We start from the raw sequence: 20766 nt of genomic DNA, 5'->3' as shown, positions 1-20766 counted from the left end.
CACCGCCCACGCACCCTTCGGGCCGACGGGCCCGACGACCCCCGGCCTGCCTGCCGCATCGGGCGCACCTGTTCCCGCGCGTGCGCCTTGGACGTCGGTCGCACCGGCGGTTCCGGTCGTTCCTGCCGGGTTCGGCGATCCCGGTGCTGTGGGTGTAGGTGTGCCTCTGGCCTCGGTCGCGCCGGTGGCGCCGGGCGGGCCTGTTGCTTCCGGCGATCCTGGTGCCGCGCGTGCGCCTCTGGCGGCGGTCGCGCCGGCGGCGCCGGGCCGGTCTGTCGCGTTCGGCGAACCTGACGCCTCGCGCGTACCCCTCGCGTCGCTTGCGCCCGCCGCTTCCGGAGTGGCTGCCGTGTCAGGCGCCCCCGTCGTGGCAGGCGCCCCCGTCGCGTCGGGCGCGCTTCTTGCCTCGGCCGTGCCTGACGCTTCAGGCGTGTCCGCCGTCTCGGGAAAACCGCTCACCTCGACCGTGCCCGCGGCCCGCGGCGCATCCGTCGCCCCGGGCGCACCTCTCGCCTCGGCCGTACCTGCACTCCCTGACGCACCTGCCGCCCCCGGCGTGCCCGGCGTGCCCAACGCCTCCGGAACGCACGCCGCCCTCGGCGTACCCGGCGAGCATGGCATGCCCGCAGACCCCGCCGCCCCCGGCACTCCCGGCGCGCATGGCGTGCCCACCCGCCCCGCCGACCCCGCCGACCCCGCCGACCCCGGTACGTCGGTGGACGGATCCGGTGTGCCTGACGACCCTCACCTCGCCATTTCCACCGCCGTGCGGGCCGGGCGGCACGGGGAAGCCGATGTTCTTGCCGCTCGGCTGGAGCAGGCGGCCGCCGTCTCGTCGGGGGTCGGGTCCGAGGAGGCGTTGCACTGGGGTGAGGTGCGGGCGGATCTGGCGATGTTCGCGGGGGACGCCGAGCGCAGTTGCCGTACCTGGATGGCGGTCGCCGTCGCCCGGCTGGAGGCCGGGCAGCCGGTCGACGCGCCCGCCGTGGAGGCGGCGGTCGACCGGGCGCACCACCAGTGGGGGCGGATCCCCGACGCGCCGCGGGCCCGCGCACTGGGCCCGGAGATCGCGCGGCTGCGCGGCCGGGTGCCGGGCCGCCGCGAGGGCGCGCTCGACCACGTCCGACAGCAGTTGCGGCAGCTTCGGACGCAGGGCTGAGCCGCCCGGCGGCAGGCCTTAGCGGCGCTCAGCCGTCTCGGATCGGGCCGCCGGGGAGGCCGGACCGGCGTCCGTCGCTCTGGCGGGGCCCGCGTTGGCCGCGGTGATCAGGGCCGTCACGGTCAGGACGGCCGCGGCGACGGCCCTGACGTAGGGCGTGAAAGGGCGTGCGGATGGGCGTCCGGGCACGGCTACCTCGCAACGTCGGCGACTGCGATACTCACGTCAGCAAGCTGTTAAGCATGCTTAACTCGCCGTTTAACCTAGGGGCTGAGATAGTCCAACGGCAAGAGGCACAGGGGTAGTTGGGGGAGCCGGGCGTGGGAGAGCGGGACGAGCCGGAGGTCGTCGGTCGCCGGGTGCAGCGATTGCGGGTCGAACGAGGGCTGACACAGCGGCAGTTGGCCGAGCCGACCTACACCCCCGCCTATGTCTCCACGCTGGAGGCCGGCCGGGTGCGGCCCTCCGACGAGGCGCTCAAACACATCGCCGAGCGGCTGGGCGTCGACTTCGAGGAGCTGGCGACCGGCCGCCCCGCCCGCCTCGTCACCGATCTGCGGCTCCGTCTCACCGAGGCCCAGCGGGCGCTGGCCACCGGGGCGGCCGAGGAAGCGGCCCTCCAGTACGCCGGGCTGCTCGCGGAGGCCGAGGAGCACGGGCTCGCGGAGGAGCAGGCCACCGCGCTGCTCGGCCTCGGGGAGTGCGGGATCGACACGGGAGACCTGGACACGGCGCTGCGCTGCTTCGAGCGCGCCGAGGCCGCTCTCGCGCACGCGCCGCTCCCGGCCCGCGTGCCCGCCCTGCGCGGCCGCGCCGTCGCCCACTACCTCGCCGGTGAACTCCGTTACGCCGTCTACCTGCTGGAATCCACTCTTGACGAGCTCAACCGGGGCGGGCTGCACGACCCCGACGCGCTGCTCCTCCTCTACGCCTCCGTCATCGGCCCGTACATGGACATGGGCGCGCAGGCCCGCGCCGCGCAGGCCGCCGAGTTCGCCCTCGCCCTCGCGCCCCAGGTCGCCGACCCGGCCCTGGTCGCCCGTATGCACCGGTCCGTCGCCCGCACCCTGCTCGCCGAGGGCCGTCTCGCGGAGGCCGACGCCTCGCTGGCCAAGGCGTCCGAGCTCTACCGTCAGCTCCAGCTCCGTACCGAGCTCGCCAACTGCCACTGGATGCGCGGCTACGTCTACGCGCAGAACGGCGAACTGGAGCGCGCCGAGGATGAGTTGAAGCAGGCCCAAGTCATGCTCTCCGCGCAGCGCGCCGCCCTCTACAGCAGCCAGGTCGCCGTCGAGCTGGCCGACGTCCTGCACCGGCGGGGCAAGTCGGAGGAGGCCGCCGCGCTGCTGCACACCGTCCTCGGGGATCTGTCGCCCGAGCGCGGCGCCGTGCACTCCGCGGGGGCGCACCGGCTGCTGGGGATCATCGCCGAGGACGCGCGGGACACGGAGGCGGCGGAGGAGCACTACGTGCGCGCTCTCAGCCTGCTGGAGCGGGCGGGGGCCGCCGGGGATCTCGCCGACCTGTGCCGGATGCTGGGGGATCTGCTGCGGCGTACGGGCCGGGTGGAGGCGGCGCTCGACGCGTACCGCACGGGGCTCGGGCACCGTACGGCGCCGGGGACGACGACCCTGGGGCCGGCGCCGGCCCAGCCACCGCTCTAGGGCGCGCCCGACCCACAGCGTTCTCACTGCTGAGGGCGTTAGCGTGCGCCGCGTGCAGAATCAACGGACCGTGGCCGACGGCCTGCGGGTCGTCGTGCGTGCGTCCGTGTACGCCGTGCTCGGCGGCGCCGCGCTCGTCGCCATCGCGACCGTCGTGTCCGTTCTCGGGCCGACGCTCGCGCTCGACCTCTACACCCCGCCGGTGGCCGCCTGGTGGACGGTGTTCACCGCCGTCGCCGTCCAGGGGGTGCCCTTCCTGCTGCTCGGTACGGTCGTCTCGGCGGCGATCGGCGCGTTCGTGCCGGAGCGGGTGTTCCGGCGGCTCCTGCCGCGCAACCCCGCGCTCGCCGTGCCGGTGGCCGGTGTCGCGGGGGCCGTGCTGCCCGGCTGCGAGTGCGCCTCGGTGCCGGTGGCCGGGAGCCTGATGCGGCGCGGGGTCGCCCCGGCGGCCGCCCTCGCCTTCCTGCTCTCCGCGCCCGCGATCAACCCGGTCGTGCTCGTCGCGACCTCCATCGCCTTCCCGGGCCAGCCGAAGATGGTCCTGGCCCGGCTGCTCGCCTCGCTCGGCACCGCCGTGCTGATGGGCTGGCTGTGGGCGCGGTTCGGGAAGGAGAAGTGGCTGCGGCTCCCGGGGCGCGGCACGCCGTCGGCCCACACCACCGGCGCCCGCGCCTTCCTCACCGGACTGCAGCACGACTTCCTGCACGCCGGCGGCTTCCTGGTGCTGGGCGCGGCGGCCGCGGCCACCTTCAACATCGCCGTCCCGCGCTCGGTGCTCGACCTCTTCACCGGGTCGCCCTGGCTCGCGGTGCCACTGCTGGCCCTCCTGGCCGTCGTGCTGTGCGTGTGCAGCGAGGCCGACGCCTTCGTCGCCGCCTCGCTGAGCGCCTTCCCGCCCACCGCGAAGCTGACGTTCATGGTGGTGGGCCCGATGGTGGACCTGAAGCTGCTCGCGCTCCAGGCGGGCACCTTCGGCCGGTCGTTCGCCGTACGGTTCGCGTCGATGACCTGGGTGGTGGCCGTGGCCGCCGCCGTCCTCGTGGGGCGGTGGCTGCTGTGAGGCGGTACGGACCGGCGGCGCTGCTGCTCCTGACGGGCGGCGCGGTCCTGCGGATCACCCTCTTCGGGGAGCTGTACCTGCGCTATGTGCAGGCGGGTATGCGGCCCTACCTGATCGTGTCCGGGGTCGCCCTGGTGCTGCTGGGCCTCGTGACGGCGGTCCTGCGCCCCCGCACGCCCGACCCCCACGAGGACACCCGGCACGAGGACGCCCCTCACGAAGACGTCCACCACGAAGACGTCCACCACGCGGACGTCGACCACGAGGACGTCGACGAGGACGACGGCGGGGACGCCGGTCACGACGGGCATTCCCACGGCCGCGCCGGGCCCCGCGTCGCCTGGCTGCTCACGCTCCCCGCTCTCGCCCTCCTCCTCTTCCCTCCCCCGGCCCTCGGCTCCTACAGCGCCGGACGCGAGGCCGCCCAGCGGGCCGCGCAGGGCATCGGCACCTTCCCCGCGCTCCCGGCGGGCGACCCGGTCGAACTGACGGTGGCCGAGTTCAGCTCGCGCGCGATCTACGACAGCGGACGCTCGCTGAAGGGCCGTACCGTCCGCCTGACCGGCTTCGTCACCCACGGCGACGACGGCACCTGGTACGTCACCCGCCTCGTCGTGACCTGCTGCGCCGCCGACGCCACCACCGGCAAGGTCGAGATCCGGAACGCGGACGACGACGTCCTGCCCGCCGACACGTGGGTCACCGTCACCGGCGCCTGGCGTCCGAAGGGCGAGCTCGGCTCCGACGCGGCCTGGCCGCCGGTCCTGGACGCGGCCGAGGTCACGCGGGTGAAGCAGCCGGCGGATCCCTACGAGAAGCCGTAGCCGAGGCAGGTTCTCCTGGCGAGCGGGAGGGGTACCCGGCGCACCACGGGAGGTGAGCCGGCCCGTCGACGCAGGTGATGGCAGGTGATGACCGTGGGCCACCGGGAGCGGGACCGGGTCGCCGAAGTCATCGCCGAGGAGATGCGCGGCGCCGGTCCGCGGGAGGTGCCGCAGCGGCTGTGCGACGCCGTGCTGAAGCTGCTGCCGGTGAGCGGGGCGAGCATGTCACTGCGCGGCGACGGGATTCCGGTGCCGTTGAGCGCGAGCGACGAGCGGGCCGCGTATGTGATGGAGATGCAGGTCAGCCTGGGGGATGGGCCCTCCTTCGAGGCGGCCGAGACCGGTTCGGTGGTCTCCGCCCCGGATCTGATGTCGAGCCGGGACGCCTTCCGGTGGCCGGTGTTCGCCCAGCAGACCTCGGCGCTCGGGGTGAGGTCGGTCTACGCGCTGCCGCTGGGCGACCGCGCGGTGTGCGTGGGCACCCTCGATCTCTACCGGGAAGCGCCCGGCGAGCTCGCCGCCGAGGAGGTCCGCAGGGCGCGGGCGGTGGCCGAGATCGTGACGGACGCGCTGGTGGCGCTGCCCCGGGCCGAGTCGGACGACCCGGACGACGTCAGCCGCTGGCTGAGCCCGCTGGCCACCGACCACGACGATGTGTACCGGGCCGTCGGGATGGTGATGGCCCAGCTCGGCGTCGCCGCGGACGAGGCGCTGTCGCTGCTGCGCGGGCACGCCTTCGCGAGGAGCCGTTCGGTGCTGGACCTGTCCCACGAGGTGGTCGCCCTGCGCACACGCTTCGACGACGACCCGCCCCTGTGACCCCACCTCTGTGGCCCTGCCCGCCCCGCCGACCCCGCCCCTGTGCCCCGCCCCGCGGCCTCGCATCCGCGCGCACTCGCCGGAGCCCTCGCCCCGGCCCTCGTCCTTGTGCCTCAGACCTGCACCTTTCCCTGCTGTCTGATGTCGGCCAGCCGTCGGACGCCGAGCTGGACGGCGGCCTGGGTCGCCGCGTTCGGCGCGTCGTTCAGGCCGCCGTTGGTGAGAGCGAAGGAGTCCTGGCCGGCCCGGACGGCGGCGACGTCCAGGGTGAGGGCGGTCGGATCGCCGCCGGGGTTCTCCTCGGCCGTCGCCCAGATCGTCAGGGTCACGCGCAGGCCCTGGCGGACGTCGCCCACCTCCGGCAGCGGCAGCTCGGAGACCTGCGCGTCCAGCACGGTGTCGCCGGTCGCCTTGGCCGTGAACCGGGCGCACTTCTGCGGCATCGTCTTCAGCCAGGCCAGCCGGGCGTCGACGTCCGCCGGACGGCTGCCGCTGAGCTGGTAGCGCAGCTGGGCGCCGGCGTCCGGATCGTCGAGTCCGACGACGGCGCGGGCGGGGCCGCCGAGCAGCTCGTCGGCGTAGAGGGCGTCGAGGAGCTTCTGGCAGTCGGGGACCGAGGTGGTCGCCTTGAGCATGCCGTCCCGCCAGGTGGCGGCTCCCCGGGTCGGGGTCCAGGGCGCGCCGAGGTCGGTCTCGGTGATGAGGGCGGCGCGTGCCTGCGCCTCGGTGAGGACGGGCGAGGTGGTCGGCGCGGTGGGCCTGGCCGAGGACCGCTCGACGGTCGGGGTGGCCGGGGCGGCGGTCGGCGGGTGCTCCAGACCGAGGGTGGCGCAGCCGCTGGTGAGGGTGGCGACGGTGACGAGGAGGAGCGTGGAGGCGAGGAGGGAGGGACGGGCCATCGGGGGGTGCCTCCAGGGGTGCGCGCGGGTGCGTCCTCTCACGGCAACACCGGTGCCACGAGCCGACCAGCGCGGCGGGCCGTACGGGTTACCGGCGTTGGTGCGGGCGGGTGGTGGCGGGCGGGTGGTGGCGCCGGGTCGCGGGCGGCGGACGGGCGGGTCGGCCGTCGCGGGCCGCCGTCGCGGGAAACCGGATCGCGTCGCGGGAAATCGGATCGCGTCGCGTGGGATCCCGTTGCTACCGTCGTCGGCATGAAGCGCGCCCAGCCGTTCCTCACGACGACGCCGGACCCCGTCCCGGCGCGCTGATCCACGAACTGGATGTCCGAAGCCCCGGGGCGAGTGCCCCGGGGCTTCGACGTGCTCCGGTTCCTCGCCCCTCCCCGAACGAGGGAGCCCTCATGAACGAGCAGGACCGCGACGCGGAGCACCACGACCCGGACCACCGCCACAACCATGACCACCATCACAACCATGACCACCGGCGCCTGGGCCGCGAGCTCGGCCTCTTCGACACCGACCCCCTGATGGGCGCGGGCCTGCCGTACTGGTTGCCGGACGGCGCGGTCGTACGCCACGCGCTGGAGGAGTACGTACGGCAGGCCGAGCGCGCCGCCGGCTACCGGCACGTGTACTCGCCGGTCCTCGGCAAGCGCGAGCTGTACGAGATCTCGGGGCACTGGGACCACTACAGCGAGGACATGTTCCCGCCGATGGAACTGGGCGCCGAGCAGGTCGTGCTGCGTCCCAGCCTCTGCCCCCACCACGCGCTCATCTACCGTTCCCGCTCCCACAGCTACCGCGAACTTCCCCTCCGGATCGCAGAGTTGGGCGGCATGTACCGCTCCGAGCCGTCCGGGGTGCTCGGCGGCCTGACCCGCGTACGGGCCATCCAGCTCAACGACGCCCATATCTTCTGCACCCTGGAACAGGCCGTCGAAGAGGCCCGGGCCGCCCTGGAACTCATCGGCCGCGCCTATGCCGACCTGGGCATCCGCCCGGCCCGCCACCGGCTCTCGCTGCCGGGCGAGGGCGGCAAGTACGTGGCCGACCCGGAGCTCTGGCGGCGGGCCACCGACCTGCTCCGGGAGGTCCTTCGGCAGGCGGGCATCGACTACGAGGCCGTCGAGGGCGAGGCCGCGTTCTACGGTCCGAAGATCGACGTCCAGATCACCGACCGCGCGGGCCGCGAGTCGACCCTGTCCACCGTCCAGATCGACTTCCACCAGCCGGAACGCTTCGACCTGCACTACATCGGCGCCGACGGGGCGAAACACCGCCCGGTGATGGTGCACCGCAGTGTCATCGGCAGTGTGGAACGGGCCGTGGCGCATCTGCTCGAGGAACACGGCGGCGCGTTCCCCGTGTGGCTGGCGCCGGTTCAGCTGGTCGTGCTGCCGGTGTCGGAGGCGCAGGAGGAACAGGCGGCGGAACTGGTGCGGCTGGCGGTGGCGGCCGGGCTCAGGGCGGAGCTCGCCGGGCCGGACCGGGGCAGCCTGGGGGCCCGGGTCCGGGCGGCGCGGCTGGTGCCGTACCAGGCGGTGATCGGGGAGCGGGAGGCGCGGGGCGGCCTAGCCGCCGTCCGGCTGCGCGACGGCCGCCGCCCGGGGGCGCTGCCCGCCGACGAGCTGGTCCGCCGGATCGGGGAGCGGGCGGCGGCCCGCGGGACCGGGCTGTGGGGGTGAACGCGCCCGCATAGGGTCGGTGGCGACGGCGAACGTGGTGCGGAAGGAGTCCCTGAGGTGACCGAGCAGCCCATCCCCGTGATCATCGACTGCGACACGGGTGTCGACGACGCCCTCGCCCTGCTGTTTGCGGTACGCCATCCCGGCCTGGACGTGCGGGCGGTGACCTGCGTGGCCGGGAACACGGACGTGGACGGAGTCGTCCGCAACACGCTGACCGTGCTGGAGTACGCGGGCGCCGGGGACATCCCGGTCGCCCGGGGCGCCGAGCGGCCCCTGATCGAACCGGTCCGCACGGCCAGCCATGTGCACGGCCGGGACGGCATGGGCGACCTCGGTCTGCCCGCCCCGACCCGCAGGCCGGTCGACGTGGACGCGGTCACGCTGCTGCGCCGGGAGATCCTCGCCTCCCCACGCCCGGTCACGCTCGTCCCCACCGCCCCGCTGACGAACATCGCCCTGCTGTTGCGCACCCACCCCGAGGTGAGCCGCAACATCGAGCGGATCGTGTTCATGGGCGGCGCGGTGACGACCGGGAACGCCACGCCGGTCGCGGAGTTCAACGTGTGGCACGACCCGGAGGCGGCCGCGATCCTGCTCACCGCGGGCGTGCCGATCACCATGTACGGACTGGACGTCTTCAAGCGGGTCCTGGTGCCGGCGGCGGACGTGGCGCGGCTGCGGGCGAGCGCCGAGCCGCGTCTGCGGCTGGCCGGCGAACTGCTCGCCCACCGCGACCCGGCGACCTCCGGTGACCCCACGCCGACCGGTGGCCTCGGCGACGCGGGCGCGCTCTGCGCGGTGGCCGACCCGGCGGGGCTGACCACCGAAATCCTCCCGGTGGAGGTCTCGCTGGCCCCCGGCCCGACCCGCGGCCAGACGGTCGTCGACCGCCGCCCGCGCCCCGGCGAGTCCGAGATCCACGAAGGCACCCGCGAACAGACCCTCGTGGACGTGGGCCTGGACGTGGACACGGAACGCTACGTGAAGCTGTGGCTGACGACGGTGGAGGGCTGACCCGCAAGCCCGAAGGCCGGCAAGCCCGTGAGCCCGCAGGCCCGCGGCTTCCACGTGCTCCACGAGCCCCTCAAGGCAGAACGCGGGCCTGGGGACATGTCCCCAGGCCCGCGCCACATCGTCAGCGGAATCATCCGCTCAGGTCGAGCAAGCCGCTGAGGCCGAACAAGCCACTCCGCCGAGTGAGCCGCTCGGGGCCGATCCAGTCACCCAATCACCCAGTCACCCAGGCCCTGAGCCGCTGAACCGCTCAGCCGCCGAACCGCTCAGCCGCGCAGCGACTTGCGGCGTCGCGTCGCGACGACGATCGCCGCGCCGCCCGCCAGCAGCGCGGCCGCGCCGCCCGCGATCAGCGGGGTGTTGCTGTCCGCACCGGTCTCGGCGAGGTCACCGCCGCCGCCGTTCGGCGTGGGGGCGGGGGCGCTCGTCGACTCGGACGCGGACGGCGTCGGCGTGCCCGACTCCGACTCCGGCGCGGACGGCGACGGGGACGTGCTCTCGGACGCCGACGCGGAGGGCTCCGAGGGCTTCGACGGCTCCGACGGCGTCGAGGCGGACGGCGAGGGCGACGAGCCGCCCCCGGCCGGCGGGGACGACGGCGGCTGCTCGGTGACCGTGCAGTCCTTCGTGCCGCCGTTCCAGGCCGCGATCAGCTTGTCCTTGATGACCGGACGGTCCGGCCCCTTGGGCAGGTCGCCGTGGACGAACCCGTCCTTCGCGTCGAGCTTGCCGTCGAACTTGACCGCGCCCCGGTAGAGGTCGATCTGCGCGTAGCAGCCCGCGTCGGGCACGGCGATGTCGAGGGTGTCGGTCTGGCCGGGCTTGACCGTCACGCTGTCGAAGTCGACGAAGACCTGCTCGCCGGAGGTGCCGAAGCTGGAGCCGTGGGCGAGGTAGGAGGCGAGGGAGGCGGTGCACGTCGACGCGTCGCCGGCCGCGCGGACCTTGACGTGGATCTTGCCGTCCTCGGTCGGCCTGAGATTCTGGTCGTCGACCCGGACCGAGTCGTAGAAGTGTGTGCCGTCGAGCGAGAACTGGCAGCGGTCGGTGCCCGTCTCGGTGCCCGCGCCCGTCCCCGGCTGGTACTGGCCGCCGGACTTCCAGCCGTCGCCGCCGGGCGTGCCGGTACCGGCGAAGGCGACGGAGGCGGCGGCGACGGAGGCGGCGCACAGGGTGAGCGAAGCGGCGCCCGTCCCCAGCAGGCGGCGCACGGTGACACGTCTCGCTATGGACATGCGTATCCCATTCTTGGCGAGTGCCAGGACTGATCGGCCAGAGCGGAATGGCCGGGGCTGATTGGTCAGATCAGAAGAAGAAACACCAGGCCCTCCGGTCACAGGGGCCACAGCGTGGGCCCATCGTCGTGCGGACCACAGACCGCTGTCAACCTGCGTCAAACCTTGGGGAGTTCAAGGTTCCGTCACATCTCCCTCACGTTCGGAATGATCCACTCCGAACGTCTCGCATGTTCACTTTCCGGGCAAGATGGACAGGCTTCCGCTCATGACCGACTTCTCGTCCCATCGCCCCGACTGGTGGCGCCAGGCCGTCGTCTACCAGGTCTATCCGCGCAGTTTCGCCGACGCCGACGGCGACGGCCTCGGGGACCTGCGCGGCGTCACCGACCGGCTGCCCCACCTGGCCGGCCTCGGCGTGGACGCCCTCTGGCTCTCCCCCTTCTATCCCTCCGAGCTCGCCGACGGCGGCTACGACGTCGCCGACCACCGGGACGTGGACCCGCGCCTGGGTTCCCTCGCCGACTTCGACGCGCTGGCCGCCGAGGCCCACCGCCTCGGTCTGAAGGTGATCGTCGACCTCGTCCCCAACCACACCTCCCACCGGCACCGGTGGTTCCGGGAGGCGCTGGCCGCCGGCCCCGGCTCCCCGGCCCGCGAGCGCTACGTGTTCCGTGACGGACGCGGCCCGAGCGGCGAACTCCCGCCCACCGACTGGCAGTCGGTCTTCGGCGGCAGCGCCTGGCAGCGCGTCCCCGACGGCCAGTGGTACCTGCACCTCTTCGCCCGTGAGCAGCCCGACCTGAACTGGGACCACGAGGAGGTGCACGAGGACTTCCGCACCACCCTGCGCTTCTGGTCCGACCGGGGCGTCGACGGCTTCCGCGTGGACGTGGCCCACGCCCTCGCCAAGGACCTCACCGAACCCCTCCGCGACCTGGCCACAGCGGAACTCGCGGGCGAGGACGCCCTGGCCCACCTGCCCCCCGGCACCCACCCCTTCTACGACCGCGACGAGGTCCACGAGATCTACCGCGACTGGCGCCGCGTCCTCGACTCCTACACCCCGCCCCGCACGGCCGTCGCCGAGGCCTGGGTCCCGGGTGCCCGCCGCGCCCTCTACGCCCGCCCCGAGGAACTGAACCAGGCGTTCAACTTCGAGTACCTGCAGGCGGGCTGGGACGCCGAGGAGATCCGTACGGTCGTCACCGACTCCCTGGCCACCGCCCGCGCCGTCGGGGCCTCGGCCACCTGGGTGCTGTCCAACCACGACGTCCTGCGCCACACCTCCCGCCTCATGCTGCCGCCGGGCACCGATGACAACGCCTGGCTCCTCTCCGGCGGCCACGCTCCGCGCGTCGACGAGGCGGCCGGGCTGCGCCGGGCCCGCGCGGCGACGCTGCTGATGCTGGCGCTGCCGGGATCGTCGTACGTCTACCAGGGCGAGGAACTGGGCCTGCCCGAGGTCGCCGACCTGCCCGTGGAGGTGCTGCAGGACCCGCTCTGGGAGCAGACGGGCCGCGTCCGCAAGGGCCGCGACGGCTGCCGGGTGCCGCTGCCGTGGACGACGACGGGAACGTCGTACGGCTTCGGCGCGTCCGGTGCCTGGCTGCCGCAGCCGCCGTACTTCGCGCGGTACGCCGCCGAGGCCCAGGAGGGTGTGCAGGGCTCCACGCTGGAGCTCTACCGCACGGCCCTGCGCCTGCGCCGCAAGCTGCTCGACGGCGAGGAGCTCGGCTGGCTGCGGGACGGCACCCCGCCGGGTGTGCTGGCGTTCGCCCGGCACGACGGCTGGCGGTGCGTGACCAACCTGTCGGCCGCGCCCGTGCCGCTGCCGCCGGGCGAGGTGCTGCTGAGCAGCGTCCCCCTCGACGGCGACGGGCTGCTGGGCCCGGACACGACGGTGTGGCTGGGCTAGCAACCCGTGACGGTTCGGCCAGGCAGGCACGAGAGCGGGCCCGGCCGACAGCTCTCGGCCGGCCCCGCTTCACCGTGTGCGGGTCCGCGCGCTATCCGCCGTTGCCCACGATGGCGCCGATGTCCACGGGGGTGGCCGTGGCAGTCGGCGGCGGGGTGAGGACGACCAGCGGCTGACCGGCGGGCGGGACCGGCGGGGTCATGTCCGACTTGGGCAGCTTCGGCGGGGTGGTCTGGGTGAACAGCGTGGTGTCGAAGTCGACCAGGCCGGTCTTCTCCATCACCGTGATGTGGTCCAGGACGGTGTCGTTGGCCTGGTCGGCCAGCGCGCGCACCAGCGTGTTCTTCGTCGTCGAGCGGACCTTCGCCACCGTGTTGAAGATCGAACCGTGCGTCATGCGCAGGATGTTGGCGAAGTCGACGTCGAACTGCTTGCCCTGGTCCGCCTTCAGGGTGTTGACGAACCCTTCCTGCTGGGGACTGGCCACGTTGGGAAGGGTGACGTTCAGCATCGGTGCGATCTTGAGGCAGGTGGTGTCCAGCGCCGCGTGGCCGTCGATGAGGTGCTGGCTGGCGGTGATGACGCCCTTGCTCTGCCCCTTCTGGAGCCCGATCTGCCCGACCGGGTACTCCCACAGACCTGCCGCGCGCACCGCCACGACGAAGGCGCGGTCGCTTTCCGTCAGCGGGCCCCACTGGGTGTTGGCGATGATCCGGTCGCCCGAAGCCGACACGGTGTCAAGTCCGAGCATCGATGGGTAGGCGAGGGCGCTGAGTGTCAGCGTCAGCGCACCGCCGACGAACAGGGTTCCCATCATGTTTCGCGAAATTGGCACCGTGCCTCCTGCCCGGTCGGGGATTCCGCCGATGTGTAGATGTGCGTGTCCGGTGGGGGCGGACGCACAGGAGTACGGACGCGCGGCCGATCGTACTCACCGTCCCGGGTGAAAAGTTGATGGACGGGTCACCCGGGCAAAGGTAGGTTCCCATAAGGAACTCACTTGCACGCGCTGGGAACTCGTCTGGAACTCACCGAAGCCCGTGCAGGACACCGAAGGGGACCCGCTGGTGCAGCAGACCTGGACCGCCGTCGACGACTACTTCAACGACCTGCTGGTGGAGGAGGACGAAGCCCTGCGGGCCGCCGGTGAGGGCAGCGAGGCGGCGGGCCTGCCGCCGCACCAGGTGGCGCCGAACCAGGGCAAGCTGCTGCACCTGATCGCCCGCCTCCAGGGCGCCCGCAGCATTCTGGAGATCGGCACCCTCGGCGGCTACAGCACGCTGTGGCTCGCCCGCGCCCTGCCCGAGGGCGGCCGTCTGGTGACCTTGGAGGCGGACGGGCGGCACGCGGAGGTGGCGGCGGCGAACATCGCGCGCGCGGGGCTGGACGGGGTGGTGGACCTCCGGGTCGGCAAGGCGGCGGACACCCTGCCGGTGCTGGCCGCCGAGCTCGGTGAGGAGCGCTTCGACCTGGTCTTCATAGACGCGGACAAGCCGTCCAACCCGCTTTATCTGGAGTGGGCCCTGCGGCTGACCCGCCCCGGCAGCGTCATCGTCGGCGACAACGTGGTGCGCGAGGGCGCGGTCACGGACGCCGGCAGCACGGATCCCCGCGTCCAGGGGGTCCGCAGCTTCACCGAACTGATCGCGCGGAACCCGGGGTTGACCGCGACGGCGTTGCAGACGGTGGGCGGAAAAGGGTACGACGGTTTCGTGCTGGCACTGGTGACTGACGGACTGGCTGACTGACGAGGGGGCGTGGGGATGACGGTCGCGCGATTGGTCGGGATCACGTACTACCCGGTGAAGGGATGCGCCGGGACGGAGCTTTCGGAGGCGGTGCTGACGAGCACCGGGCTGCTGCACGACCGCACGTACGCGATCGCCGACGAGAAGGGCGACCTGCGCTGGCAGTGGGGAGACCCCGCGCTGGCCCTGATCACCCCGGAGTCGACGGAGGCCGGGCTGACACTGCGCGCGCCCGGCCGGGACCCGGTGCGGGCGGACAGCGCGGACGTGCACGACTGGCTCACGGACGTACTGGGCACCCCGAGCACCCTGGTCCGGTCCCCGGCCGGCAACGGCGGCCGCCTGCACCTCGTCTCGCGGGCCAGCCTGGACGCCCTGAACCGCCGGATCACGGAACGCGGAGCCACCCCCCTCCCGATGAACCGCTTCCGGCCCAATCTGGTGGTGGACGGCTGGGACATCCCGCACACGGAGGACGGCGCCGCCCGCCTCACCATCGCCGGTACCGAGCTGGCCCACACCGAGGACACGATCCGCTGCGCCATCACGATGGTCGACCAGCGCACCGGCCTCCGGTCGGGCCCGGAACCCCTGCGCACCCTCGCGGACTACCGCAGGGCGGACGGCGGCGGAGTCGCCTTCGGCGCCTACTTCGAGGTGCGGCGAGGGGGGAAGGTGTCGCTCGGCGACGAGGTGGTGGTGAGTTCGGTAAGCCCAGGTGCGGGTACGGGCACGGGTGCGGGTACGGGTTCGGGGTCGGGCGCGGCTTCGAGCGGTACGCCCCGCCACAGCGCGCGTACGGCGGAGGCGGCGTCGTCGGACAGGTGATCGTCCGGCACGGCCCAGACCCGCACCGTCGTGACATCGGCGGTGACCGCGGGCCAGCCGGGGTCACCGCAGGCGGCGAAGTCGGCCCAGGCCCGGAGCATGCGCCGGGACAGGGCCCTGTCCTGTGCGTCGGGGGCGCCGCCGATGAGGAAGTCGGCGCCCGCCGCGTCCAGGTTGCCGAACGCGAAGGGGATGTCGGCGGTGTGCCAGGGCCGGGCCCCGCCACCGGGACGCGGGCGTCGGCGGGCGAACCGCGCCAGATACGCCCGGCCGCCGGCCCGCGCGTGGTGCTCGGCGAGGCGGCTGCTGTACTCGCCGAACACCGCGTCGCCGAAGATCGCCAGGTAGCGGTCCTGCGCCGGAGCGTCGGGCATCAGCGCGCGGTATCCGTCGACCAGGCGGCCGGGCAGCGAGAGGGCTTCGGCGAAGTCCGCGAGTCCCGGCTCCGAGGCGACCTCGCGCACCGCGCCGACCTCGTGCAGGAACCAGTACTCCTCCAGGGTGTGGCACACCAGGAGGTCCACCTCGCGGGCCCTGCCCGAGGCGAGCGCGGCGAGCGGATCGACGGGCAGCACCTCGCCGTCGAGCACCGGCTGGAAGACGACCGGGTCGAAGGCCTGGACCGCCGCCACGGGATCGTCCCCGCATCTCTCGGCGACCTTGTCGGAGGCGGCCACCAGGGCCTGCGGTGACGCGGAGAGCAGTCCGGCGCCGGTCGCGGGCACCCCGGCCTCGGCGGCGATCCTCGACGTGATCGCGGCGGCGACCTCGACGCCGAAGAAGCCGTGGGGCACGCTGTGGGCGACGGCCCTGCGGAAGAGTCCCCGCGCCTGCTCCATGACCATCAGACAGGCGGCCGAACCCGCTCCGGCCGAGTGCCCGGCGACCGTGACGTTGCCGGGATCGCCCCCGAACGCGGCGATGTTCTCCCGGACCCAGCGCAGCGCGGCCACCTGGTCGAGCAGCCCGCGGTTGTCGGGAAAGCCCGGTACGTGGCCGAACCCCTCGAAGCCGACCCGGTAGTTGCAACTGACCACGACCACTCCGGCCCGGGCGAGCGCGGTGCCGTCGAAGTCGGGCTGGGCGGAGGAGCCGAAGGTGTAGGCGCCGCCGTGGATCCAGAAGAGCACCGGCAGCGGGCCGGCCTCCGACGGGGGCGGTGCCCACACGTTGGCGGTGAGCACCTCCTCGTCCCCCGGACGCCAGACCGGTGCCCCGGGCAGCTCCGCGGACTGCGGCGCGACGGGTCCGAACACCGTGCAGTCACGCGACCCGCTCCAGCGGGCGGCAGGCCGGGGCGGACGGAAGCGGTGCGCGCCGAAGGGCGCGGCGGCGTACGGGATGCCGAGCACGGCGGTGATCCCGTCGGGCGATCGCCTGCCGCGGACGATGCCGCCGGCCGTCCTGAACTCGGTCTCCCCCCAAGGCTGTTCCCCCATGAGCGGTAAGCCTGCCACTCCCCGACCACCTGATCCACCGGATACCCGTCGCCCCGGCGGCCGGTCAGAGGGTGCGCAGGAAGTCCGCGACGACGGCGGTGAACTCCTCGGCCTTCTCCATGTTGAAGTAGTGCCCGGTGCCCTCGATCAGCACGGACCGGCCGTCCCGTACGCCGTCGGCCAGGCGTTGTGCCGCGGTGATCGCGTCGGAGGTGTCCAGGGCGCCGTTCACCGTGAGCACGGGGACGTCGATCTTCGGTACCCGCGACCAGGTGTCGGTGACCCGGACGAGGTGGTCCTGCTCTCCGGGAGTGTGCTTGGAGAGGGTGTTCAGGGCCATCTCGCTCAGCCGGCGCGGGATGTCCGGGTCCACGTCGTCGAGCGTGCGGTGCGGGCCGGGCACATAGCTCAGGAACGCCTTCAGCCAGCCCTCGATGTCACCGTCGGCCAGGGCACGGGCGATCCAGGCCTGGACCGCCCGGTGCCAGGGGTCGGAGTCCTGGAACTCGCCGGTCGAGGCGCCGCCCACGACGGCCGCGCGCACCAGCTCCGGATGTTCGAGCAGGGTGTCGCCGACGATCACGCCCCCCATCGAGACGCCGACCAGCACCGCGGGGCCCGCGTCGAGGTGACGCAGCAGCGCGGCGAGATCGTCGGTCCAGCGGAAGGGGCGGGTCGCGTTGGCGGAGGCGCCGTGGCCGCGTACGTCCGGCGCGATCACCCGGTGGGTGCGGGCCAGCGCCGGGATCACCGCGTCGAAGACACGGTGATCGACGAATCCCGAGTGGACCAGGACCACGAGTTCTCCGGCGCCGGCCTCGCGGTAGGCGAGGTCCCCGTCGGCGGAGGCGAAGTACTTCATGTCCGAAGCAGCAGTCATGACAACCAAGGTGTCATCCTGATCGGTTTTTGGCAACCAAGGTGTCATGTTTTCGGGTGCATGATGTGAGGGTGAACGACACCGATCCGTCTCTCCCCGCCGGTACGCCTCTCCCGCCCGACGAACTCGGCCGACGCCTCACCGAGGTCTTCGACCTGGTGGGCCCCCTCTACCGCCGCGCCCTGCGCAAGGTCGAACAGGGCGAGGCCGTCGAGGGGGCCTCCGTCGGAGTGCGCTCCGTGCTCGATCTGCTGCGCCGCAAGGGGGACATGACGGTCCCGCAGCTGAGCCGGATCCAGGCGCTGAGCCGGCAGTTCGTGCAGCGCATGGTCAACGACGCGGTGGCGCACGGGTGGGTGGAGACCCTCCCCAATCCCGCGCACCAGCGCTCGTCCCTGATCCGGATCACCGAGGAGGGCCGGATCCTGATCGCCACCGTCCTGGACCGCGAGCACACCCTGAACCGTGAGGTCGGGGGCGATCTGACCGACGCCGAGGTGCGGGGCTGTGTCCGGGTGCTGACGGAGATGCTGAGGACGTTCGACCACGTCGACGTCGACGACTGAGGGACCCGGGGCGCCCTGGATGCCCTAGATGCCCTCGATGCGCTTCACGCCCTCCATGGCCTTCAGCTGGCGGCGGGTCTGGAGGGCGCGCCGGATCGTGTGGATACGGACGGCGGTGAACACGGCGACGGCGAGGCCGAGAGCGGCCCCGATCCACTCCTGGTCCCGGATGGCGGCATAGAAGAGGAGGCCGCTGAAGGGCACGCCGACGACGACGAGCAGAGGCTCGCGCACCCAGAACGGGAGGACGCGAATTACGAGACCGATCATGCGGTCACTTCAGCAGGCGCCGCCCGGGTGTGCTGTGACGGAGGCCACAATTCCGGGAGTTCCTGTGCGTATGGCGTGCAGAAACCGAGCGAGCGGGGCCGGTGCGGTGGTGAGGACGGTGCCGGGGTCGTCGGACTCACGGAGGTGGAGCGCGGCGGGGGCGGATGAGAGCTCGACGCAGTCGTTGCCGTCGCCGCCGCCGGAGAAGGAGGACTTCTGCCATTTGCCCGGGGTGCTCATGGTGCGCCTCACAGTTCCTTGGCCAGCCTGTGGATGAAGTCATGCGACCTGTCAGGTTCGAGTGACGCCGCCTCCACAGTATGGAAGAGCGCTCGGAAGGCGCTGAGTTGGGACTCGAAGTCGATGAAGACCGTGCCGTGGGGTGCGTCGCGGACCACTGTGTCCAGCCTGGGGACGGCACCGCCGACGTACGTCATGGAACTGCCGGCCCGGGAGAAGCCGTCCAGGTCGAAGGGGATGACGCGCAGGGTGATGTGGTCCGCTTCGGAGAGCTCTGCGAGGCGCAAGAGTTGAGCCCGCGAGGCCGCACGGTCACTGACCCTGATGCGTAGTGCCGACTCGTGGATGACCACCTTGTACGGGATGGTGATCTCCTGTCGCGCCATTCGGTGGCGGACGCGCAACTCAACCTCTCCGGGTGTGAGCTCAGGCAGTCGGGACGAGAAGACGGCGCGAGCGTAGGTCGCCGTCTGAAGTAGGCCCGGCACGTACAGCACAGCCACTTCGTCCCGGAACCTCGCGTGATGATCCAGTTCGGCCAGGTCCAGGAACGATGTCGGCAGTAGTCCGCGGTACTCCTCCCACCAGCCACGTGTCCGCTCGGTGGCCATGGCGACCAGTGCGTCGACGAACTCGCCGTTCGTGCAGGCGTAGTGGGAGGCGAGTCGACGTAGCCGCTCCTCACTCACGCCGGTGACGCCGGACTCGATCTGGCTGATCTGGACGTTGCTCACGCCGAGGAGTGCGGCCGCCTGGCGGGCGGAGAGTCCCGCCGCTTCGCGAAGCCTGCGCAATTCCACCGCCAGGCGCATCTGACGTGCTGTTGGTTCGCGCCTGGTCGTCATCGACACCCCTTGCTCAACGCGCCCGAAAGCGCGACCCGTTCGGGGCCAGATTACGCGATCGGCTTGTTACACCGAAACATTCAGGTCTACCGTCGGTGACGCACCGCACACGCTGCGGAAGTGCACCGCTTCGTCCTGCCATGACGGCTGCGGCGATGCCACCGCGCGTAAATCCCCTCACGTCACTCGGAGTTGACGCATGTCCGATCCCTGGGAGTACTCCCTCTACATCCCTTGTGACCCTCGCGCCGTGACCGTCTGCCGCCGCACCCTGCGCCTGGTCCTCACCCTGCACGGCCTGATCCATCTCGTGGACACCGCGGAGCTGCTCGCCTCGGAGCTGGTCTCCAACGCCGTACTGCACACCAAGGGCCCCGCTTGTCTGCGGCTCCGCTTCCGGGACGGGGTCCTGCAGATCGGCGCGTGGGACGCGGACCCCGAGCCGCCCGAGCCGCCGGGACGGCTGGAGGACCTGGCCGCCGCCGAGAACGGGCGCGGCATGGCCCTCGTCCGGGCCTGCTCCGACCTCTGGCACTGGCAGCCGCTGTCGCGCATGGGGCATCGCGGCAAGCTCGTGTGGTGCGAACTGAACGCGGCGTAGCTCGTTGATCACAGTATTTCTGGCGACACCCCCTCGCGCAGGAGGTACGCGAAGAAGGGCGGGTCGCGGAACGGGCCGATATGACCCTTCGCATGCTGGAATGGCGTGGCATCTCCGTGCCGGACGCCGTCCGTGAGCGAGTCGAGTCTTGCACCGATCTCGACCAGCTCACCATCTGGTCGCAGCGCGCCGTCCACGCCACCGCCGCCGACGATCTGTTCGCCGATCCGAACGGATGACACCCAGGCCTCCTCCATTGGTGAACCGTTGACCGGCTCGATGAAACGTTGACCACTTCGCGGAGGAGTGCGGACGAACGGAAGGGCGAGTCATGAGGATCACCCGACCTAGATTCACTGCATGTCCATGCCACAGCGGCCCCACCAGCCCGTCAGGGCTGCCGCCACCCTCCCCGTGCTTCCGTACCGCAAGCCCACCAAGGGCCGCGACTACTGGGTCGTCGACGACGTCTTCCCCGAGGCCGACGTCACCGCGATCCGCGAGCGCTGTCTCGCCAAGGACGACTGGGTCAAGGGGTATCCGTACACCTCCGAGAGCTGGCCCGGACTGCGCACCATGCCGGGGCTGGACGTCGGTGAACTCGGGCGGGTGGAGCGGCTGGTGAGGAACGCGACCGGGGCCCAGAAGCTGTGGGTGCAGCGGGCGCCAGGCGGCGGGACCCTCAACCACAACTGCATCCAGGTGGTGGGGGAGGGCGAGAGCACGCCCCGGCCGCACTCCGACTCGCGGGCCCTGTGCCGGTACGCAGCCGTGCTGTACCTCAACCCGGTGGTCCCCAAGGACTGCGGCACCAGCTTCTACCGGCAGTCCCTGCCCGGCGGACGGCTCGGCGGCAACGTCGTCCAGGCCCCGCACAACAACCTCGTCGAGGCGCTCGGCACCCGGTTCGTCGCGCCGGACGCCTTCGAGGAGGACGTACGGATCCCCCACAAGCACAACCGGCTGCTCCTCTACAACGCCAACCTCGTGCACAGCGCGACCGGTTACTCCGGCACGACGCTGGAGGAGAAGCGGATGACGGCCGTCTTCTTCTGGATGGCGTGACGCC

19 protein-coding genes and 3 pseudogenes are annotated in these 20766 nt (G+C 72.4%); 14 read left to right on the top strand and 8 right to left on the bottom strand.

Going from position 1 to position 20766, the window contains the following annotated elements; all coding sequences use genetic code 11:
* Window positions 1-739 precede the first annotated feature (739 nt).
* The 5 genes and pseudogenes from ASD48_RS41390 to ASD48_RS36685 all read left to right on the top strand — a co-directional run.
* Window positions 740-1159: pseudogene (locus ASD48_RS41390) on the top strand (hypothetical protein); the annotation flags it as partial.
* A 320-nt stretch (window positions 1160-1479) separates the two neighbouring features.
* Complete coding sequence (locus ASD48_RS36700) at window positions 1480-2823, top strand: helix-turn-helix domain-containing protein (RefSeq protein WP_057606208.1); 1344 nt, start codon at window positions 1480-1482, stop codon at window positions 2821-2823.
* A gap of 52 nt (window positions 2824-2875) precedes the next feature.
* On the top strand, window positions 2876-3883 hold the full coding sequence (locus ASD48_RS36695) for a permease (protein WP_057606509.1): 1008 nt from the start codon (window positions 2876-2878) through the stop codon (window positions 3881-3883).
* Window positions 3880-4707 (top strand): TIGR03943 family protein, encoded by an 828-nt coding sequence (locus tag ASD48_RS36690; RefSeq protein ID WP_057606207.1) that lies wholly within the window; start codon window positions 3880-3882, stop codon window positions 4705-4707. Before ASD48_RS36695 ends, ASD48_RS36690 begins: the two co-directional genes overlap by 4 nt.
* An 87-nt stretch (window positions 4708-4794) precedes the next feature.
* The gene (locus ASD48_RS36685; protein WP_057606206.1) at window positions 4795-5526 is read left to right on the top strand and encodes a GAF and ANTAR domain-containing protein; all 732 of its coding nucleotides are present in this window, start codon (window positions 4795-4797) and stop codon (window positions 5524-5526) included.
* A 113-nt stretch (window positions 5527-5639) separates the two neighbouring features.
* Here ASD48_RS36685 and ASD48_RS36680 read toward each other — a convergent pair whose 3' ends face one another.
* Entirely contained in the window at window positions 5640-6425 is a 786-nt protein-coding gene (locus ASD48_RS36680) for a hypothetical protein (RefSeq protein ID WP_057606205.1), read from the bottom strand.
* A 401-nt stretch (window positions 6426-6826) separates the two neighbouring features.
* On the opposite strand from ASD48_RS36680, the gene thrS reads away from it, so the two are divergent.
* Both thrS and ASD48_RS36670 read left to right on the top strand, forming a co-directional pair.
* Window positions 6827-8110 carry a threonine--tRNA ligase gene (thrS, locus tag ASD48_RS36675; protein ID WP_079074209.1) on the top strand — a complete coding sequence of 428 codons (1284 nt, stop codon included), beginning with the start codon at window positions 6827-6829 and terminating at the stop codon, window positions 8108-8110.
* A 57-nt stretch (window positions 8111-8167) separates the two neighbouring features.
* Window positions 8168-9127: a nucleoside hydrolase gene (locus ASD48_RS36670; protein WP_057606204.1), complete on the top strand. Its 960-nt coding sequence runs from the start codon at window positions 8168-8170 to the stop codon at window positions 9125-9127.
* Between the two features lie 266 nt (window positions 9128-9393).
* On the opposite strand, the gene ASD48_RS36665 is transcribed toward ASD48_RS36670, so the two are convergent.
* Entirely contained in the window at window positions 9394-10362 is a 969-nt protein-coding gene (locus tag ASD48_RS36665; protein WP_057606203.1) for an LAETG motif-containing sortase-dependent surface protein, read from the bottom strand.
* A 268-nt stretch (window positions 10363-10630) separates the two neighbouring features.
* Here ASD48_RS36665 and ASD48_RS36660 point away from each other — a divergent pair, with 268 nt between their 5' ends.
* Window positions 10631-12280, top strand: a complete 1650-nt coding sequence (locus ASD48_RS36660; protein ID WP_199876144.1) for a glycoside hydrolase family 13 protein — start codon at window positions 10631-10633, stop codon at window positions 12278-12280.
* A gap of 91 nt (window positions 12281-12371) precedes the next feature.
* Here the strand turns inward: ASD48_RS36660 and ASD48_RS36655 are convergent, their stop codons facing one another.
* A complete protein-coding gene (locus ASD48_RS36655) occupies window positions 12372-13094 on the bottom strand; it encodes a DUF4142 domain-containing protein (protein ID WP_057606505.1) in 723 nt (240 codons plus the stop codon).
* 250 nt (window positions 13095-13344) lie between these two features.
* Here ASD48_RS36655 and ASD48_RS36650 point away from each other — a divergent pair, with 250 nt between their 5' ends.
* Both ASD48_RS36650 and ASD48_RS42885 read left to right on the top strand, forming a co-directional pair.
* Window positions 13345-14028, top strand: a complete 684-nt coding sequence (locus tag ASD48_RS36650) for an O-methyltransferase (protein ID WP_057606503.1) — start codon at window positions 13345-13347, stop codon at window positions 14026-14028.
* A gap of 15 nt (window positions 14029-14043) precedes the next feature.
* Window positions 14044-14664 (top strand): annotated as a pseudogene (locus tag ASD48_RS42885) (MOSC N-terminal beta barrel domain-containing protein); the annotation flags it as partial.
* Between the two features lie 11 nt (window positions 14665-14675).
* Here the strand turns inward: ASD48_RS42885 and ASD48_RS36640 are convergent.
* Window positions 14676-16295, bottom strand: a complete 1620-nt coding sequence (locus ASD48_RS36640; protein ID WP_057606200.1) for a carboxylesterase family protein — start codon at window positions 16293-16295, stop codon at window positions 14676-14678.
* Between the two features lie 64 nt (window positions 16296-16359).
* Window positions 16360-17175 carry an alpha/beta hydrolase gene (locus ASD48_RS36635; protein WP_057606199.1) on the bottom strand — a complete coding sequence of 272 codons (816 nt, stop codon included), beginning with the start codon at window positions 17173-17175 and terminating at the stop codon, window positions 16360-16362.
* A gap of 71 nt (window positions 17176-17246) precedes the next feature.
* Here ASD48_RS36635 and ASD48_RS36630 point away from each other — a divergent pair, with 71 nt between their 5' ends.
* Window positions 17247-17741, top strand: coding sequence for a MarR family winged helix-turn-helix transcriptional regulator (locus tag ASD48_RS36630; RefSeq protein WP_057606198.1), 495 nt, complete (start codon window positions 17247-17249; stop codon window positions 17739-17741).
* Window positions 17742-17765: 24 nt separating this feature from the next.
* On the opposite strand, the gene ASD48_RS36625 is transcribed toward ASD48_RS36630, so the two are convergent.
* The 3 genes from ASD48_RS36625 to ASD48_RS36615 are packed head-to-tail and all read right to left on the bottom strand — an operon-like array spanning window position 17766 to window position 19096.
* A complete protein-coding gene (locus ASD48_RS36625; protein WP_057606197.1) occupies window positions 17766-18011 on the bottom strand; it encodes a hypothetical protein in 246 nt (81 codons plus the stop codon).
* A 9-nt stretch (window positions 18012-18020) separates the two neighbouring features.
* The gene (locus ASD48_RS36620) at window positions 18021-18251 is read right to left on the bottom strand and encodes a DUF397 domain-containing protein (RefSeq protein WP_057606196.1); all 231 of its coding nucleotides are present in this window, start codon (window positions 18249-18251) and stop codon (window positions 18021-18023) included.
* An 8-nt stretch (window positions 18252-18259) separates the two neighbouring features.
* Entirely contained in the window at window positions 18260-19096 is an 837-nt protein-coding gene (locus ASD48_RS36615; RefSeq protein WP_057606501.1) for a helix-turn-helix transcriptional regulator, read from the bottom strand.
* 199 nt (window positions 19097-19295) lie between these two features.
* On the opposite strand from ASD48_RS36615, the gene ASD48_RS36610 reads away from it, so the two are divergent.
* The 3 genes and pseudogenes from ASD48_RS36610 (at window position 19296) to ASD48_RS36605 (ending at window position 20762) form a co-directional block, all read left to right on the top strand.
* Window positions 19296-19697, top strand: coding sequence for an ATP-binding protein (locus ASD48_RS36610; RefSeq protein ID WP_057606195.1), 402 nt, complete (start codon window positions 19296-19298; stop codon window positions 19695-19697).
* An 11-nt stretch (window positions 19698-19708) separates the two neighbouring features.
* Window positions 19709-19936, top strand: a pseudogene (locus ASD48_RS45825) (hypothetical protein); the annotation flags it as partial.
* 121 nt (window positions 19937-20057) lie between these two features.
* Window positions 20058-20762 (top strand): DUF6445 family protein, encoded by a 705-nt coding sequence (locus ASD48_RS36605; RefSeq protein ID WP_199876140.1) that lies wholly within the window; start codon window positions 20058-20060, stop codon window positions 20760-20762.
* Window positions 20763-20766: the final 4 nt, after the last annotated feature.

The organism is Streptomyces sp. Root1310 (assembly GCF_001426425.1).
In the GTDB taxonomy this organism is placed as follows: domain Bacteria; phylum Actinomycetota; class Actinomycetes; order Streptomycetales; family Streptomycetaceae; genus Streptomyces.
The sequence above is the reverse complement of the archived record's forward strand: the minus strand, read 5'-3'. Positions and strand labels throughout refer to the sequence as shown.

What these genes read in the sequence shown, in the direction of transcription:
- thrS (WP_079074209.1), top strand. Translation starts at nt 6,827, where the DNA reads ATGAACGAGCAGGACCGCGACGCGGAGCACCACGACCCGGACCACCGC.
- ASD48_RS36625 (WP_057606197.1), bottom strand. Translation starts at nt 18,011, where the DNA reads ATGATCGGTCTCGTAATTCGCGTCCTCCCGTTCTGGGTGCGCGAGCCT.
- ASD48_RS36610 (WP_057606195.1), top strand. Translation starts at nt 19,296, where the DNA reads ATGTCCGATCCCTGGGAGTACTCCCTCTACATCCCTTGTGACCCTCGC.
- ASD48_RS36640 (WP_057606200.1), bottom strand. Translation starts at nt 16,295, where the DNA reads ATGGGGGAACAGCCTTGGGGGGAGACCGAGTTCAGGACGGCCGGCGGC.
- ASD48_RS36605 (WP_199876140.1), top strand. Translation starts at nt 20,058, where the DNA reads ATGTCCATGCCACAGCGGCCCCACCAGCCCGTCAGGGCTGCCGCCACC.
- ASD48_RS36655 (WP_057606505.1), bottom strand. Translation starts at nt 13,094, where the DNA reads ATGGGAACCCTGTTCGTCGGCGGTGCGCTGACGCTGACACTCAGCGCC.
- ASD48_RS36665 (WP_057606203.1), bottom strand. Translation starts at nt 10,362, where the DNA reads ATGTCCATAGCGAGACGTGTCACCGTGCGCCGCCTGCTGGGGACGGGC.
- ASD48_RS36685 (WP_057606206.1), top strand. Translation starts at nt 4,795, where the DNA reads ATGACCGTGGGCCACCGGGAGCGGGACCGGGTCGCCGAAGTCATCGCC.
- ASD48_RS36635 (WP_057606199.1), bottom strand. Translation starts at nt 17,175, where the DNA reads ATGACTGCTGCTTCGGACATGAAGTACTTCGCCTCCGCCGACGGGGAC.
- ASD48_RS36680 (WP_057606205.1), bottom strand. Translation starts at nt 6,425, where the DNA reads ATGGCCCGTCCCTCCCTCCTCGCCTCCACGCTCCTCCTCGTCACCGTC.
- ASD48_RS36660 (WP_199876144.1), top strand. Translation starts at nt 10,631, where the DNA reads ATGACCGACTTCTCGTCCCATCGCCCCGACTGGTGGCGCCAGGCCGTC.
- ASD48_RS36620 (WP_057606196.1), bottom strand. Translation starts at nt 18,251, where the DNA reads ATGAGCACCCCGGGCAAATGGCAGAAGTCCTCCTTCTCCGGCGGCGGC.
- ASD48_RS36615 (WP_057606501.1), bottom strand. Translation starts at nt 19,096, where the DNA reads ATGACGACCAGGCGCGAACCAACAGCACGTCAGATGCGCCTGGCGGTG.